This window comes from Paracoccus marcusii (assembly GCF_028621715.1).
Lineage (GTDB): Bacteria > Pseudomonadota > Alphaproteobacteria > Rhodobacterales > Rhodobacteraceae > Paracoccus > Paracoccus marcusii.
Genome location: NZ_CP117466.1, coordinates 2,032,031 through 2,047,738 on the forward strand (window position 1 = coordinate 2,032,031; position 15,708 = coordinate 2,047,738).

The following is a 15,708-nucleotide window of genomic DNA, read 5'->3' on the forward strand; positions in this document are numbered from 1 at the left end:
TCAGAACCTCACGGTCGTGTTGGGGATGCCGCCGGCCACCAGGGCCTCGGCAATGGTTTCGGGGGTCAGGGGCTGGGGCAGGGCGGTCAGCGCTGCGGCGATCTCGCGCTTGATCCGGTTGCGGATGCGAGCGTTCTCCTCGCGCTTGCGCTGCGCCTCTTCCTCGGCGCGCTTCTCGGCCGTGATCCGGTCCCGCTCGCGCTGCGCGGCCTGCTCCTCGCGGCGGGCGGCCTCGGCCAGCTCGCGCTGATGACGCTCTTCCGCCTCAGCCGCGGCTTTCTCGGCTGCTTCCTTGCGGACGCGCTCGATACGCTCAGCCTCAGCCTGTTCACGGGCAGCCCGCTCCTCGGCCTCACGCGCCGCGCGGGCCTCGGCGTCCTTGCGGTCCTGCTCGGCGCGTTCGGCTGCCAGGCGCGCTGCCTCGGCTTGCTCACGCTCGATCCGGGCGGCTTCGTCGGCGGCAGCACGCTCGGCGGCTTCCCGGCGCAGTGTCTCCAGCTCCGCAGCCTCGGCCTCACGCTTCTGGGCCGCGACGAACATGTTGCGCAGCGCGTTCATGGTGGCGGCCCGTGCAGCCTCGGCCGCCTCAAGGCCGTCGCCAAAATCGTCGGGCAGGACGACGCCCTTGATCTGCGCCGCCTTCGCAATGATGTCGGCCGATGCCTCCAGCCCGGTCATGCCGTGGTTGGTCAGCTGCGCCAGGAGCCGCTTGTTCCGCTCCTGGCGGGCGGCCTCGGCCTCCTCCCATGCCACCAGCGGGGCGCGGGCCTCGTCGCGCAGCGCGTCGAGCCGATCGCGGATGTTCTTGCGGGATGCGTCGACCAGGTTGATCTGCCTGCGGGCGTCCTCGTTCAGCGCCTTGCCGGCATCGTCCAGCATCGTCTTCGATCGGCTGACCTTGTAGGCCAGCGACTTGATCGCCTCGCGGCCCTTGTTGCTGCTGGTGTCGGGGACGTGGGCGCGGACCTCCGCTTCGATCCGGGCGATCAGCGGGTCGATCCTGGTGCCGTCCTTGAACAGCGCCGCGAGATCCGTTCCGGCAGGCAGCATCAGCCCCGTGCCGGGGGTGTTGGTCATGTCGTTCATGGGGGTTTCTCCTATTCCGCAGCCAGCTTCAGCGCGGGGTTGTCTTCGAGGCGGCGCACCGCCGGAAAATCCAGATCGCGCTTGATGCAGACGTCCTGCAGCTCGCGCTCGAAGGCGTCGGTTACGTCGGTGATGCCGGCGGGCAGGCCGTCAGCTGTGGTGATCTGCCAGACACCGACTGGCTCGCCCGCATCGGTCGCGCAGGTGAACTGGTCGTAGGCCTTGTCGCGGCTCGGGGTGATGTCCGGGCTGCCGATCCCGAGGTCGCCATAGTCGCGGGCCACCAGGTAGAGGACCGGGGGCAGGGGGGTGCGGATCATTTCTTCACCTCGCCACGCTCTTTCAGCAGCTGCTGCAGAACTAGGTTCTGCGTCATCAGCTTGCCCAGCAGCTCGTTGGCGCACTTGTCCTTGCCGAGGAGGGTCATTGGCCCATCTCCGCGATGCAGGCCGCGACCTCGCCGCCGCGGTACTGGGCACAGAGGTCCGGGCGGTCGGCGGGTGCGGCGAAGGCATCACTGGTCAGGAGCCAGATCATCCCAAAGATTGCGGCGCCGATGGCCCAGATGGCAAACGCGCTCGCCACGCCGCAGAAGAAGCAGCCGTCTCGATCATCCTCTTGGTAATTCGTCTGGTGCATGGGGGCTCTCCATCTCGGCGGACGGCTCGTGTGTCGCGTCCTGTGAAGATTAAGCTATCCACCAATTGTGGATGATGCAAGCACAAATCCACACAAGGTGGTTTTATCTTGGGGTAGAGACTGCATCCTGCTAGTCTGTAACTAGCCCGAGCTAAGCATCACCGCACCTTGGAGACCGAGAGAATGACAGCAAAAGAAGAAGCCCCGCAAACGGCGGGGCTGTCTCAGGATCGCGATGCCTGGGTATCAAATCTGAAGATCACCGACGACAAAGCGATAGCTCTTATTGTGAGAAGTCTGGCCCTTGAATGTCATGAATTTGCTCTTTCGAGCGGCTTCCTTAGCCATTCGGTTGATGGCCAGCTGCGCCTCGTCTTTGGCATACTCAATGGCAATGCTGGCAGCCTCCTTGACGTCCGCCCAGTTGCCGCAACTCGCGCAACCGACCTCGCCTCGGTCAGGATCTGCTTCTCCCCTGTAGGCTATCGGCGTATTGCAGAGGCCGCAAAGAATGGGATGGCTGACGCCGTTAATCGAAATATCGGCAGTATCTTCAGTCACTGAAATCTCCATTATCAAAGGTTGTCGCAAACCGATGATGGAGCCGCGCCGGGGCTTGTGTCTAGCGCCCTGGCGCAATGAGTTTATCGGCCCTACATTTTGATAAGCGAACCCTTACGCACAAGATGTTGCGTCAAAACGCTCGCTATGCGGTCCCTGACCTGCGAAATGCTAAACCTAGCGGGTAGACAGAACGGCGCGTGTTCCTGTAATGTTCTCATGTACTTTAAGAGGGAACGATGAAGGAAATTGATCGCAGGCTCGATAGGATGATTGAGATAGCTGACGAGCTAGACGTCCCCTTAGATCACGTGGTGATCCACATGGGGCGCTGCGATCAAAGAGCGTTCTTGATGTTCTCAGGCAACCCGCTCAGTCTGCCCCGGTATATGAAATCCAGGGTTAGCCCATAGAGGGTACAAAGCTTCTCCGCCTCGTCGACGTTGATACGACGGACGCCCTTTTCCCAGTTGTTGTACTGGGTCGCGCCGAAGCCGTGTTTCTCCGCCCATTCTTTCTGGCTCAAAGTCGACTCTGCACGGCGCACAGCCTGTAAACGCTGGCCGATCTCGACATACGGGGTTGCTTCGGTGACTTTTGCCATAGCGCACATATTCACAAATTGTGAACTTTCCAGCAAACCACCAATTGTGGTCTTGCAGTAATCCACATTGTGTGGATATATTGCGGTCATGGACAACAAAACTCCCTCCGAAAAACTAGCTGATGCCTTGGGCCGCAAAGAGATCGCGGCAGCAGTTGGCGTAGGGCTGACCGCAGTTAGCAATGCGGTAGTCCGCCAAGCCTTTCCCGCCTCGTGGTTCTCTGCCTGCCAGCATTTGGCCTTCCAAAAAAACGTGCCTTTCCCGGCTGACCTGTTTCAGCAGCGCGGGGCAGGTAATCAGCACTTTTCGATGCATGCGGCGCAGCGTGATTTCGAGCGCGCCGGAGATCGAGGGCAGGGCGCGGCCTAATCCCCGTCTCACTCTCGAGCTCCACCATCCGCAACCCGCCCGACCAGGGCGCAGGTGAAACCGATGCCACGTCACACACTCCACTCAGAACCCCACCGGCTCCACCCATCTTCTGATGCCACGGGCCCGGCGGTCAAAAAAGGAAACGCGGTTTCCGGAGGAATCCATGTCTGAACGAGGGATAATCCGCGCCTTCATGGCCAACCTGATCGAGAAGGCAGGGGGCTTCGATGCCGCTGCTGCCATGATCGGCGCCCGCCTCGGGCACGACATCTCCAAGGGCTCAATCTCCAAGCGCCAGTCTGGACAGCTGGATTGGCCGCTGATCGAGATCATGGCCTTGGAGGATGCTGTCGGCGAGCAGCCCGTGCGCCGCTGGCTAATGCAGTCGCTGCCCGAGGTGCAGGACGCAGCCTGCCTGATGCAGTCCGCCGGCGAGCTTGCGGCCGAAGGTGGCGAGGCCGTGATGGCCCTCACGCAGCTGGCCTTGGGCAAGGGCTGCCGCGCCACCGCGCGCAAGCAGATCGCCGACGTCATCGACAGCGCCAAGCGCACTGCCGCGGTCCTCGTGCGCGAGGACGGGTGATGTCGGTTCCAGAGGCGCTTGGATCGGTCAAGGTCGAGGAGGGGATGGCGGTCATCCGTATCCCACTTTCCGAGGTGCATGGGCTCCGCGTCGCCCTGCAGCCCTGCCCCTGCGTGGGTCCGAAGTCTATTGCGACCGCTGATGTGCGACAGCGCCTGGCTGTGGCGCTTGGCCGGATCAGGGCATGAAGGTCATCATCACCATTCCCGGCAAGCCATTTGCCAAAAAGCGGTCGAGGGGGTTCTACAACCCCCGCCTCGGTCGCGCCGTCACGGTCAACGACCCGGCCAATGCCCGGTTCGAGGACGTGGTGCGGCAGCACGGCATGTCCGCCTTTACCCAACCCCTGACCGGGCCGGTACGCCTGACGATCACCGCGATCTTCGAGCCCGCCGCCAGCTGGTCGAAGAAGCGCCGCGCCGCCGCCATGGGCAACTGGCACGTCCAGAAGCCGGACGGGGACAATCTGCTGAAAGCGGTGAAGGATGGTCTGAACCGCGTTGCATGGACGGACGACTGCCAGGTAGCCGACGCCCGGGCCGTGAAGATGTGGGGCGAAGCCGCCGCAACCGTGGTCGAGATCGAAGCGCTGCCGCTGACGGACAGCCAGCTGCGCGCCCTGATCGTGGGTGGGGGTGCGGAGTGAGCCGCCCGGGCCCCACCAAGGAACAAACCCTTGCCGCCCTGGCGCGCGTGAGCCGCGGCGAGGTCTGGAACCATACCCCCCAGCCTGACCTCTGGCGCAGCGTGGGCGACCTCGCCGCCGAGCAGGTCTGGAAGAAATGTGAGGCAGCAGAATGAACGTCGTCACCGCCATCCGGCCCGAGACGGGTCACTACTCAATGGAAGGCGAGCAGCAGCTTCTTGGCGCGCTGCTCATGAACGATCGGCTTGTCCCGGCAGTCATGCGGACGGGCGGCGCCGAGCTGTTCCATCATCCGCTACATGCGGAGATCTATGACCTGATCGAGGCCCGCGCCAATCGGGGCGACCTGGTCAGCCCGGTCACGATCAAAGCGGACCTGCATGGTTCACGCGACCTGGAGGAGATCGGGGGTCCGGCGTACCTCGTGCGCATGGCGTCGAACAGCCTGCCGCCGGCCTTTGCCGTGGACATGGCCAAGCACCTTGCCGAGCTGGCCCGAAAGCGTGCTCTGGCCACCGCAATCTCGCAGGCGCAGACATCGCTACTGCGCGGGGACATTCCGGCCACTGAGATTGCGCATGGGCTTGAGCGCGAGATTCTGGCAGCTGAGTTCACGACCGAGGCCGACCGCCCCGTGTCCATGATTGCCGCGGTGCGTGAGGCGATGGCCATGGCGATCGAGGCCTATCAAGGGACCAATACAGATCTCGTCCGCTTCGGAATCCCCGCGCTGGATGACATCATCCCGGGCCTCTATCCCGGCGAGCTGACCCTCCTCGGCGGGCGCCCGGCCATGGGCAAGTCCGCGGTGGCGCTGACGATGGCACTGAACGCTGCACGGGCCGGGCATGGGGTCGCCATTGCCTCTCTGGAGATGACCCCGGCCGCCATGGCGCAGCGGGCTCTGTCGGAGGCCTCTGCCCAGTACGGTTGCGCGGTGCCCTATGTCGACATGCGCACCGGGATCATGAGCGAGGATCAGGTCCGCGGCCTGGTCGAGAACGCCGAGGCAGTAGGCAACCTGCCCATCACCTTCCTCTCGCGCGCTCACGCCAACGTCGAGGCGCTTTCGATGGCCGTCAGGCAGATCGCCCGGGCCAACCCGAAATTCCGCCTGCTGATCGTCGACTATGCCCAGCTGCTCAAATCCAGCCGGGGCCGCAGCCGGTACGAGCAGGTTACCGAGATCAGCATAGCCCTCAAGGGCATTGCCATGTCGCTGAACATTCCGGTGGTGGCGCTGTCTCAGCTGTCCCGCGAGGTGGACAAGCGAGAAGATAAGCGGCCGATCCTGTCCGACCTGCGCGAGAGCGGCCAGCTGGAGCAGGACGCAGACAGCGTGCTGTTCTGCTACCGGCCGGAATACTACCTTGCGCAGGAAGAGCCCGAGCCCTCCGACCAAGACGAATATGCCGACTGGCTCCTCGATATGGAGGCCGCCCGCGGCAAGCTGGAAATTGGCGTCGCAAAGCAGCGCATGGGACAGACCGGCACTGCCCGTTGTCGTTGCGCCCTCTCCACCAACACCGTTTGGTCGGAGTAGGATCATGAGCATCAAGGTCATGTCATGGGTTTGGGATAACGGGCCGAAGGACCCCACCGAGCGTCTGACACTGCTGGCCCTCGCTGATTGGGCCGACGACGCAGGCAGCTGCTATCCGAGCATGGTTGGTATTGCGGAAAAGACGGGCGTCACCGAGCGCGGGGCGAGAGGCATCGTCCGCCGTCTGGAAGCATCGGGATGGATCACGATCAAGACCGGCGGCGGCCGAGGCGGCAAGAATGTTTACCGGATTTTGATGCTGAAACCCGGAACATCAAACCCGGAACCAGAAACCGGGAATGAGACGAAAACCCGGAACGTCACGACACAAAACCCGGAACGGGACTGCACTAAACCCGGAACTGCCGTTCCGCCGAACCGTCAGGAACCGTCAGGGAACCGTCAACGACTGCGCGCGAGCGATGCCGTCGTCGTCGATCAGGGGCCGGACAGCAGAAGGGAGGAGGTCCTCACCCTCATGGGATGCAGCGCCGCGGGCGTGACCCCTGAGGGCCGATGGACCGGCACGACCAACGACCTGCAGGAACTGCCGAAATGGGATGCTCTTGGCCTGAGCAGATCAGAGCAGGATGCGAAAATCCGGGAGATGCTCGCTAAGCAACGCAGCAAGTCTCCGGGCTTCATGCCGAACCGCTGGTCCTGGTTCACTGCAGGCATGAGCGATCTTGCCAATGCCAAGTCTGCGCGACGGGCAGCAGGTTCTCCCAGTTCGCAAACTGAGACCCCGGAACAGCGCCGTGCCAGGCGCCGCAAGATGATCGGAGGCTGAGCCATGGCCACCCAACACCCCAACCCCACCAAGAGGAACCCGACAGTGAGCATCCATTTCGCAAGCATGACCGTCTCGGAGATCACCGACCGCGCCCATAAGCTGATGCAGGAGGGCACCGCCCTTGCCCTGCTGGCAAACGCGCTGACCGAGTTCGAGGAGGCCACGGGCCGCACGCTGTTCGTCAGCGAGGCCGACCAGGGGACGCAGTATGTGGGATCGCCGGCGCCGGTCGAGATCCGCTTGCAGCCTGACCACGGCCTGACGCTTCCAGAGGTTGTAGCCAAGGTCGATACTCCCGCCGAGACCGCACCGGTGCAGGAGCCGATCAAGAACGCAGCGCCAGCAATTGCTAAGCCTGTGCCCCCGAAACCGACCGCCGCTCAAGACCCGATCAAGAAACCTGCAGCACGGCCCTTCGCAGCTCCGGCCGCAGCCAGGCCGCAGACTGGTTCGAGCAATGTGCAAGAAGTTCACAATGCCCCCAAACCCGCCAAGCCGCATACCATCGATCGCCCTTGGGGCGCGCTGAGCCTGCCCGAGCGGTCCATCGTCAAGCACCTGGAGAAGATGGCCCCGGCTTTCACGTTGGCGGAAGACCTGACCATCGCGGAGCTGCTGATCGGCGGCAACAAGATCGAGGCCGTTGCGCTGCAGTTGGAGGTCCAAGCCTCGATGGCGCTGGCTCGCTGGAAGGCGTTCCTGTGCGGCGAAGTGCTGGGCGAGAACGGCAAGCCCTCGATGGACGGCCAACAGCGGCTCCTGGCCGCGCTGCGGTACCGGAAGGACACCGCAGCATGAGCAGGTTTCCGGACGCTATAAAAACCAGAGGGGCCGCATGAGCCTGCACGACCCGATCAAGACCGGATCCCGCATCACCCGCGCCATGTCGATCACCGACGCCCTGGCGTGGGCCTTCCTCACGGAGAAGGCCGTCCTCGACTTCGACCAGTACGGCGCCCACGAGTTCGACCGGCCGGGTGTCGACACGCTTTGGATCATGGCCGAGCGGCACAAGGTCGGCGTGACGGTTGACGGGGGAGGGACCAGCGATCCGCACCGGGACGCACAGGTCATCGCTGCTTTGGTCGAGGCTCTGCCGGATCACGTCGGCGGCCGTCGCATGGCCACGCAGATCGCGGAACTGGCACGCGCCCGCAGCGCGCCGGACTGGGGGCAGGGGGATCGTATCAGCATCACGCCCTGCGGATGGGACTGGAGCGACGAGGAGGGATGCTTCGTGGCCGGTACTGCGCAGATCGGCAGCCTATGGGTGTGGCGCGATCACCGCCGCCACCGGCGTGAGCACATCGGGCAGGTCTGCGCGATCAGCTACACCGGCACCGCCAGCATGGTCGCCGCCAAGCGCCGGAACTACCTGGCATGGTACGGGGCGCTGCTGGACCTGTGGGCCGTCCTTAGCAGGCCGGGGATGCTGGACACGATCGAGATCACGGGGGCGCTGCCGGCGCTGGCGCCGTGGCGAGAAACGAAGGCAAAACATTAACTAATCTTAGTGTTTTTTCTTGCGCTGAAAATGCACGATCTGCAATATTTGAGCACGCGATTGTGATTATTTGTCTTTTCGGAGTGTCAATGATTGTCAGAATTTTCAGTGCTTTTAAGAAAATCTTAGCCAATATTTTTCTTGGATCGCCACCGCCTTGGACAACGCATATCCACCCGTCAGCTGGGAACCGCATGTGCTGCGGTTTGAACATCCATGCACCAACCTTAATTGCTGAGGGTGAGGTTAACACGCCTGTTCAAACTAGAGTACATGGGTTGCCGATAGTGGAACATGACGAGGCCCCAATTTGCAGTCGGCTTGAACAGGTTGCGTAGCTGAGAAGTGAACCCTGGAGTCCGATCCAAGTCTCGCGCGCTGTATTGGGCTCAACAGGTACTTCAAGCTTATTCGCCAAGGCCTCCAGACCTTCGATGGTCGCGAGGTAAGACGTTCCGTATATTTTGAATGTGGTATTCATATTGGCGACCTTGATGCCCGGGGTTCTGCCCGATGCCGGCAGCGGGGTGCAAGACTATGATGCTGTCGATCGCTAGTTTCTTGCGAGTGGAAAATATCGCGAGTTTTGCAATGTAGTGATACGGTTAGTCTGAGCCACACGCCGCACCTTACGATTACTATCTGTCTTTTCCTGGTGCTGCCATTCCCGACAGCACCAAGTACCTATGTGCCCCGGAGCATCGTGCTAGGAAGCGCAGGTTTCGGTTGGCGCGTCGGTGATCAACGGACGCTCACGCATAACTAGTTGGATCCCCTCGCCTGAGAACATGGAATCGATTCCTTCCGTGACCAACTCCGCCTGCAGATAGAACTCATTTTCGTCACCCTCGACTTTGCCGTTTAAGCAGGCCGTAACTCGCGACAGAGCGTCTGGATCGCTAATACTTTCGATGGGGATCTTACCATTCTGGCCTGCTTCGTCGTTCCGGTTAACTACTCCAAGCACGGTCGAAATTAGCAACGTGTCGTCGGCGGCACGGTAATTACCTTGCAAATTACTCACGCCGCGCGTGGTGGAGTTGCCGACGTAGAAAAGCATCTCGATCACACCATCATACTCATTCATCAAAATGCTAAGCTTTAAGCCCTCGGCTAGCGAGGATAGGCGATTTGATTCATCTGCCAACACAGCAGTATTGAGGTTCGTCCCCTCCTGCGCTGCTGTTTGCCGAGCGGCCTGTTCGGCAATGATCAAATTAGTAGCCGCGATGACATTGGCCGAAGCTTCGATGGCGCGGTTGCTAGCTTCGATCGCTCGGTTACTGATTTCAGTCGCCGCGGCGATCCCGTTGGCGATCTCCAGATTGGCATTGATCAATCCCAAATCTTCTTGGGCCGCTTCGACTTTTTGCTGGAATTGCGCCCATTTTTCAGCTGCCTGATCAGGGAAAAAGAACGCCCACGCGGCTGCGCATACTGCACAAATCTCGCCAACGGAGGCGACTGTAAGCAGAAGCGGACTGCCGCTCTTAAGCCAAGAAAACATACCGGGAATGCCTTTTCGTGTAAAATCAGGTTGGATTGGTATCGGAATATTGACGATTGAAAGCTAGGATCGCTACGCCTGTTCAGAATGGGTAGCCGTCCAGCGGGTCGTTCAATGCACCCGGAGTACAGGTCGAGAAATATGTTGACTGGGATGTGTCGAGACAGATGCCCTGCGTGTCCAGTTGGTACAGAAGATACTCAGCCGTGCCACAATATCCCCATGCAGTCTCTTGTGTCCCATCTACAGCGCCGCCCCTGCAGGCGGTCGCATAGCGGGCCCAGTCAGTGACCATCTGCTCCTGCGCCGGGGTAGAGCCTGCGGGAGCGATTGCCTGAGCGGCAACTGCGACCGGGGCCAAAATGGCGATGACGGCAATGGCAAATGAGCGCATGTTGGTTCTCCCTCCAATCAATTCGTGATGCATGTATGACCATATCGCCGGCGCACTGCACGATGAATTTCAAGGTTCCGGCACTGAATCAAGGTGCTAGACGACGAGATAAAGCATGGCATGCTGAGATTATGAAACAGCCACAAAAGCACCCTTGCTTTTACTCAACTTAAGCGCGAACTGTATAGCCTCACTCAGTGCGGCTCGAAGCACCGCGCAAAGGAGATTGGCCATGACCGACGCAACTCAAACCTCGCGCATCCACACTCTGCGCATTAGCGAGCACCAGACCATCCAGGGTACCCGTGAGCAGCTGATCGACAGGCTCGTCAGTGGTCTGCTAAAAGGCTGCGACCAGGTTGGAGCGTGGGTGGATAGCAAACTGGATGCCCAGAAGGGTGCACAGGCTTGAGTTTGGCAATAAGACGATACGGCATGGGGCATGCTCCTGCCGTTCGTTCTCCTATTATGCAAAGCCAACATTTCCGTTGACGTGCGCGCAAGAAACTTGCATTGTTGCCAGAGGAGATACGTGCGCCGAGGGGAAACTCTACGGCGCATTTTGCATTTGCGATGGAGGCAGTCATGTGAGGCCCATCGAGCTTTTCTGAATATTGCGCCCGGACAACAGATAGTCGTGCCAGGCGCTTCGCATCTAAGGCGCGACGTTAGTTCTGATCCAATCAGTCACTGCCTTCTGGTCATTTACTTTCGACAAGGCCCAACCGCTTCCATGCTTAAGTTCAAGGACTAGGATGCCGTCATCTGCATCCATGTAAGACTTAAGGACATCCCGCAGGCCTCCGGCATTATGTGTCGAATTCCCAAGCCATACAGATTCCAGAGGCGACACGAAATTCCCGTCACGCAACGCCTTGGTAAGGCCGTCGTAGTTCCTGACTTTGCGCAAGTCATAGCTGACAATGTAGCTTGGCATGATTTTCTCCTTTGAATATCTCCAACTGTCACGTGCTGGAGATGATTCGCACAAGTTAATCACACGCAAAAATTGCATCCCCATCCGCCCTGGTCCTCCCGGGCGGGGAGGGCGTGGTCCCGGCCCCTCGCCGTGCGGACCCCCTCCGAAATCAACGAGGCCAGCATGACCGTCTGCAAGAAATGCCAGGGCAAGGGCGCAGTGAAGCCTGCGCCCTATTGGTCCCGGCGCGACCTGCCGTGCTTCTGGTTCGCCGAGGGTGCGCGGACGTGCCCGAGCTGCGACGGCACGGGCGAGACAGATGGGGGCCGCGATGTCAGAGCGGAATGAAGGCGGGCGACCTGCCAAGACGCTGTCCTACGAGCAGGAGGTGCAGCTTGAAGCGCTGGCCTCGGTCTTGACGATCGAGCAGATCGCCCATCGGTTCGGCATGTCGCGGTCCACCCTGTCGAAGATCATGGCCGAAGACCCGGAGATCCGCGCGCGGTTCGACATGGGCAAAGCCAAGGCCATCGAGGAAATCGGCGGCAAGCTGATGGACAAGTGCCGGAAGGGCGACACCGCCTCCATCATCTTCTTCCTGAAAACACAGGCCGGGTGGCGCGAGACCAGCAAGGTGGAGCTGAGCGGTCCCGAGGGAGGCCCGGTCCAGACGCTCGACGTGTCGAAGCTCTCCGACGCCACCCTGGCGGAAATGCTGGCGGTTGCAGATGCTCAGAAAGAGGACCTTCCCGGCGATTGACCTGATCGCCCTGGAGCGCGAGGCCTGTCGCCGATCACTGGCGACGTTCGCCAAGCGCGCCTGGCGCGTTCTAGAGCCTGCCACGCCGCTCAGATGGGGCTGGGCGCTGGATGCGATCTGCGCCCACCTGGAGGCCGTCACCCGCGGCGAGATCACCCGGCTGCTGATGAACGTGCCGCCGGGCACCATGAAGTCGCTTCTGACCGGGGTGATCTGGCCCGCGTGGGAGTTCGGCCCGCAGGGGATGCCCCACAAGCGCTTCCTCGCCACTGCGCACAAGCAGGACCTGGCAGTCCGCGACAACGTAAAGTGCCGCCGGCTGATCCAGTCGGAGTGGTACCAGGCCCGCTGGCCGGTGCCGCTGGTCCACGACCAGAACATGAAGACCAAGTTCGAGACGGTGCAGACCGGCTTTCGCGAGGCGATGGCCTTCACCAGCATGACGGGCGCGCGCGGCGACCGGGTGATCCTGGACGATCCGCTGGCGGCCGATGATGCCAACAGCGACGCGGCCCTGCTGGCGGCCGAGCTGTCGTTCCTCGAAGCACTGCCGACCCGGATCAACAACGACCGCTCCGCCATCGTGGTCATCATGCAGCGCCTGCACGAGCGCGACACCTCGGGGCTGATCCTGTCGAAGGGCCTGCCCTACACGCACCTCTGCCTGCCGATGCGCTTCGAGGCGGAACGGCGGTGCGAGACCTCGATCGGGTTCATCGACCCGCGCACGACCGAGGGCGAGCTGCTGTTCCCTGATCGGTTCCCCGAGGAGCAGGTCAAGGAACTGGAACGGACCCTCGGCAGCTACGCAACGGCGGGACAGCTGCAGCAAAGGCCTGTCCCGCGCGGCGGCGGCCTGTTCAAGAAGGGCTGGTTCAACACCATCAAAGCCCTGCCTGTCGGGTGCCGGTTTGTCCGGGGCTGGGACTTGGCAGCGACCGAGGACAAGGAAGCAGCGGCCACTGCCGGCGTGCTGATCGCACGGGCCCCGGACGGACGGTTCATCATCGTGGATTCGACACGAGAGCAGCTGGGGCCCATGGGCGTCGAGCGGCTGATGAAGGCGACTGCCGAGCAGGATCGGGCGACGTATGGGGCCGTCCGCGGCTCCTACCCGCAGGACCCCGGACAGGCGGGCAAGGCGCAGGCGCAGCACATCATGCGCCACGTCCTGACCGGCTTCGACTACCACTTCAGCCCCGAAAGCGGGGACAAGGAGACGCGCGCCCTGCCCCTCGCTGCACAGGCCGAGGCAGGCAACGTGTTCCTGCTGGAAGGGCCTTGGAATGACGTCTTCCTCGATGAGGTCGCGGTGTTCCCGATGGGCAAATGGAAAGACCAGGTCGACGCGGCCAGCCGCGCCTTCACCGAACTGACGACGGCACCCAAGCCGACCGAGACCAGAACGACGACGATGGTAGGGATGTACTGAGCGATGACAGGCACCGTCGACACCAAGCACCCGGACTATCTCGACCGCGTCGACGAATGGGCCCTCATGCGCGACTGCGTGCGCGGGGAGACTGCGGTAAAGGCCGCGGGCGAGCGGTACCTGCCGATGCCCTCCGGCTTCCGCGTTCAGGAGGATGGTGGCGCAAAGATGTTCGAGGCCTACCAGACGCGGGCCCAGTTCTCGGAGATCCTGGCGCCGACGATCCGTGGCATGATCGGCGTCATCCACCGCACCGAGGCGCAGATCGACATGCCACCTGCCATGCAGGGGCTGTGGGAGCGCGCCACTGCCGATGGTCTGCCGTTGGAGGCCCTGCACCGCCGGATCACGGCCGAGCTGCTGCTGACCGGGCGGTACGGGCTGCTGGCCGATGCCGCGTCGGAGGGCTCGGACCTGCCCTGGCTGGCAGGTTACACCACGGAGGCGCTGATCAACTGGTCGCCGTCCCGCGACTTCTTCGTGCTGGACGAGAGTGGGCTGTCCCGGGATGGCTTCTCGTGGAAGCAGCACAAGGCATACCGGGTGCTGAGGATCGATGACGGCCGCTATTCGGTCGAGAGGTACGACGGCGAGGAGCAGAACGGCGGGCCTGTGCAGCCGACCGCGCGCGGCGGGGCGGCCCTGACGGCCATTCCGCTTGTGGTCATGGGCCCGCAGGATCTTTCCGTATCCCCTCAGGAGCCGCCGCTGATCGGTGTCGCCCGCGCCGCGCTGGCCATGTACCGGCTGGACGCTGACTATCGGCACCAGCTCTACATGACGGGCCAGGAGACGCTGGTCATCATCAACGGCGACGCGCCTGCGGCCGTCGGCGCCGGGGTCGTCATCAGCCTCACGGCGAGCCGAGAAGATCACGCACCCGATGCCAAGTATGTCGGGCCATCCGGCACGGGCATCGAGGCGCATCGCACTGCGATCCTTGACGAGCGCGAGAACGCCGCCTCGGCCGGGGCGCGCCTCTTCGACAGCGAGAGGCGGTCAGCGGAAAGCGGCGACGCGCTGCGCATCCGCTACGCGGCGCAGACCGCCACGCTGACCTCTGTCGCCCTGACCAGCGCCCAGGGGCTGGAGAAGGGCCTGCGGCACATCGCGGTGATGATCGGCGCGGACCCCAATCAGGTCGTGGTCAAGCCGAACCTGTCCTTCGTAGACGCGGGCATGACGCCTGAGCAGGCCGAGGCACTGATGCGCGTCTGGCAAGGTGGCGGCATCAGCTACGAGACCTATTACGAGAACCTCCAGCGCGGCGAGATCGCCAGCGCGGAGCGGACAGCCGAGGAGGAATATACCCTGATCACGAAAGGGGATTTCAGTGATCAGGAGACAAGAGCAGCACTAGAAGGCCAATGACCACTCAGATTTTTACGAGACCAGCCTGTCTACCTTTATTTATGAGGTATGAAATAAATGCCGCGCATGCTCCAAGCATAAACATCGCCTCTTCTTCGCCAGGACGAGCTTTCGGATCATCCACCAATGGATGCCGGATCCCTTGTTCGTCGCTGCTGAAGCCATAAATGGCGCCAAAGCCTTTCTTTAGGGCTGCGTGGACAACCTCATTCCGCTCCAGCGCGCTTAACGCTGGCCCGAGTTCCCTTGTCCCAGGAGCTAACATGCGCGCTGATGCTTCAACTGCATGGACGCTCTCTCTGATGCTGTCGGACCATTTTCCGCCAGTGGCTAAGCTTGCGGCCGCTCTGAGATGCTGCGATGCTCCTGAAAACCCTGCCTGCCGTATATCATGAAGTGCTGCTTCAAGGGCTACGGCCTCTTGTTCAGACGCGTACGGTGCGATGGTGTCATTGTCGACGACCCTATAAGCAGCCTTTGCATAAATGAGGGCATGGTCAATGCGTTGGGACATGTCTGCATGACCAATATCCAATCGTAGAAGCCACTCAAGAAAACCAAAAAACTTCAAGTAATCACCTTGGAAGATGATCCTCTTAAGAATCGTCATATTCTTGTCGAAACTTGGATCATATTCATCAGAGGGTAGATGCAGCCTGAACACGTGGTGCCGGCGCATGATTGAGTGCCATGGGTCCATGATCCGGAGGTCAGGGTATACGTGGCCAACATCATGCTTGCCTATCGTCTCATATAAGGTAGCCCAAACTAGTGAGCGTAGTTCAGCCGTTAGTTCTTTAGGTCGCAACTGCCGTGGAAGAGGGTGCTCTCCTTCGGCTTGTTCGAAAGTGATAGACTTACGGCTGAATTCTTCAGGCATCATGATTCTCTCCTAGTTCTATCCGTCTCGTTACAGTCTATCGCCTTGATCACCTAACACCTCACCCGCCCGGCATTCCGCGGCGGGTTTTTTCATGCCTGCGAGGCAGGCTT

20 protein-coding genes are annotated in these 15,708 nt (G+C 61.7%); 11 read left to right on the plus strand and 9 right to left on the minus strand.

What is annotated here, in order from left to right:
* From PRL19_RS10050 to PRL19_RS10070, 5 genes are all read right to left on the minus strand, one after another.
* Entirely contained in the window at positions 1-1,086 is a 1,086-nt protein-coding gene (locus PRL19_RS10050) for a hypothetical protein (RefSeq protein ID WP_273742849.1), read from the minus strand.
* 11 nt (positions 1,087-1,097) lie between these two features.
* Positions 1,098-1,406, minus strand: coding sequence for a hypothetical protein (locus PRL19_RS10055; protein ID WP_273742850.1), 309 nt, complete (start codon positions 1,404-1,406; stop codon positions 1,098-1,100).
* A gap of 103 nt (positions 1,407-1,509) precedes the next feature.
* Complete coding sequence (locus PRL19_RS10060; RefSeq protein WP_273742851.1) at positions 1,510-1,725, minus strand: hypothetical protein; 216 nt, start codon at positions 1,723-1,725, stop codon at positions 1,510-1,512.
* A 246-nt stretch (positions 1,726-1,971) separates the two neighbouring features.
* Complete coding sequence (locus PRL19_RS10065; protein ID WP_273742852.1) at positions 1,972-2,286, minus strand: hypothetical protein; 315 nt, start codon at positions 2,284-2,286, stop codon at positions 1,972-1,974.
* 337 nt (positions 2,287-2,623) lie between these two features.
* The gene (locus tag PRL19_RS10070; RefSeq protein ID WP_273744493.1) at positions 2,624-2,980 is read right to left on the minus strand and encodes a helix-turn-helix domain-containing protein; all 357 of its coding nucleotides are present in this window, start codon (positions 2,978-2,980) and stop codon (positions 2,624-2,626) included.
* Between PRL19_RS10070 and PRL19_RS10075 the strand changes: the two genes are divergently transcribed.
* The 7 genes from PRL19_RS10075 to PRL19_RS10105 all read left to right on the plus strand — a co-directional run bounded on the left by PRL19_RS10075 (position 2,979) and on the right by PRL19_RS10105 (position 8,332).
* Entirely contained in the window at positions 2,979-3,260 is a 282-nt protein-coding gene (locus PRL19_RS10075; RefSeq protein ID WP_273742853.1) for a hypothetical protein, read from the plus strand. The two genes, PRL19_RS10070 and PRL19_RS10075, sit on opposite strands and share 2 nt — an antisense overlap.
* A gap of 166 nt (positions 3,261-3,426) precedes the next feature.
* Positions 3,427-3,846: a hypothetical protein gene (locus PRL19_RS10080; RefSeq protein ID WP_273742854.1), complete on the plus strand. Its 420-nt coding sequence runs from the start codon at positions 3,427-3,429 to the stop codon at positions 3,844-3,846.
* 184 nt (positions 3,847-4,030) lie between these two features.
* Entirely contained in the window at positions 4,031-4,492 is a 462-nt protein-coding gene (locus PRL19_RS10085) for a RusA family crossover junction endodeoxyribonuclease (RefSeq protein WP_273742855.1), read from the plus strand.
* Between the two features lie 151 nt (positions 4,493-4,643).
* Positions 4,644-6,035, plus strand: a complete 1,392-nt coding sequence (locus tag PRL19_RS10090) for a replicative DNA helicase (protein WP_273742856.1) — start codon at positions 4,644-4,646, stop codon at positions 6,033-6,035.
* Positions 6,036-6,039: 4 nt separating this feature from the next.
* Positions 6,040-6,825, plus strand: coding sequence for a helix-turn-helix domain-containing protein (locus PRL19_RS10095; protein ID WP_273742857.1), 786 nt, complete (start codon positions 6,040-6,042; stop codon positions 6,823-6,825).
* A 45-nt stretch (positions 6,826-6,870) separates the two neighbouring features.
* Complete coding sequence (locus PRL19_RS10100; protein WP_273742858.1) at positions 6,871-7,626, plus strand: hypothetical protein; 756 nt, start codon at positions 6,871-6,873, stop codon at positions 7,624-7,626.
* 37 nt (positions 7,627-7,663) lie between these two features.
* Entirely contained in the window at positions 7,664-8,332 is a 669-nt protein-coding gene (locus PRL19_RS10105) for a hypothetical protein (protein WP_273742859.1), read from the plus strand.
* A gap of 706 nt (positions 8,333-9,038) precedes the next feature.
* Here the strand turns inward: PRL19_RS10105 and PRL19_RS10110 are convergent.
* Together PRL19_RS10110 and PRL19_RS10115 are read right to left on the minus strand one after the other, a co-directional pair.
* A complete protein-coding gene (locus PRL19_RS10110) occupies positions 9,039-9,839 on the minus strand; it encodes a hypothetical protein (RefSeq protein ID WP_273742860.1) in 801 nt (266 codons plus the stop codon).
* Between the two features lie 82 nt (positions 9,840-9,921).
* Positions 9,922-10,233, minus strand: a complete 312-nt coding sequence (locus PRL19_RS10115; protein WP_273742861.1) for a hypothetical protein — start codon at positions 10,231-10,233, stop codon at positions 9,922-9,924.
* 232 nt (positions 10,234-10,465) lie between these two features.
* On the opposite strand from PRL19_RS10115, the gene PRL19_RS10120 reads away from it, so the two are divergent.
* Positions 10,466-10,645: a hypothetical protein gene (locus PRL19_RS10120; RefSeq protein WP_273742862.1), complete on the plus strand. Its 180-nt coding sequence runs from the start codon at positions 10,466-10,468 to the stop codon at positions 10,643-10,645.
* A gap of 243 nt (positions 10,646-10,888) precedes the next feature.
* On the opposite strand, the gene PRL19_RS10125 is transcribed toward PRL19_RS10120, so the two are convergent.
* Positions 10,889-11,170 (minus strand): hypothetical protein, encoded by a 282-nt coding sequence (locus tag PRL19_RS10125; protein WP_273742863.1) that lies wholly within the window; start codon positions 11,168-11,170, stop codon positions 10,889-10,891.
* Between the two features lie 301 nt (positions 11,171-11,471).
* Here PRL19_RS10125 and PRL19_RS10130 point away from each other — a divergent pair, with 301 nt between their 5' ends.
* From PRL19_RS10130 to PRL19_RS10140, 3 genes are read left to right on the plus strand one after another with little or no spacing between them, the layout of a single operon-like run.
* The gene (locus tag PRL19_RS10130; protein WP_273742864.1) at positions 11,472-11,912 is read left to right on the plus strand and encodes a hypothetical protein; all 441 of its coding nucleotides are present in this window, start codon (positions 11,472-11,474) and stop codon (positions 11,910-11,912) included.
* Positions 11,881-13,344 (plus strand): phage terminase large subunit, encoded by a 1,464-nt coding sequence (gene terL / locus PRL19_RS10135; protein ID WP_273744495.1) that lies wholly within the window; start codon positions 11,881-11,883, stop codon positions 13,342-13,344. The genes PRL19_RS10130 and terL overlap by 32 nt, the downstream gene beginning before the upstream one ends.
* A 3-nt stretch (positions 13,345-13,347) precedes the next feature.
* Positions 13,348-14,715 carry a DUF4055 domain-containing protein gene (locus tag PRL19_RS10140; RefSeq protein ID WP_273742865.1) on the plus strand — a complete coding sequence of 456 codons (1,368 nt, stop codon included), beginning with the start codon at positions 13,348-13,350 and terminating at the stop codon, positions 14,713-14,715.
* Between the two features lie 4 nt (positions 14,716-14,719).
* Here PRL19_RS10140 and PRL19_RS10145 read toward each other — a convergent pair whose 3' ends face one another.
* Positions 14,720-15,598 (minus strand): hypothetical protein, encoded by an 879-nt coding sequence (locus tag PRL19_RS10145; RefSeq protein WP_273742866.1) that lies wholly within the window; start codon positions 15,596-15,598, stop codon positions 14,720-14,722.
* Positions 15,599-15,708 lie beyond the last annotated feature (110 nt).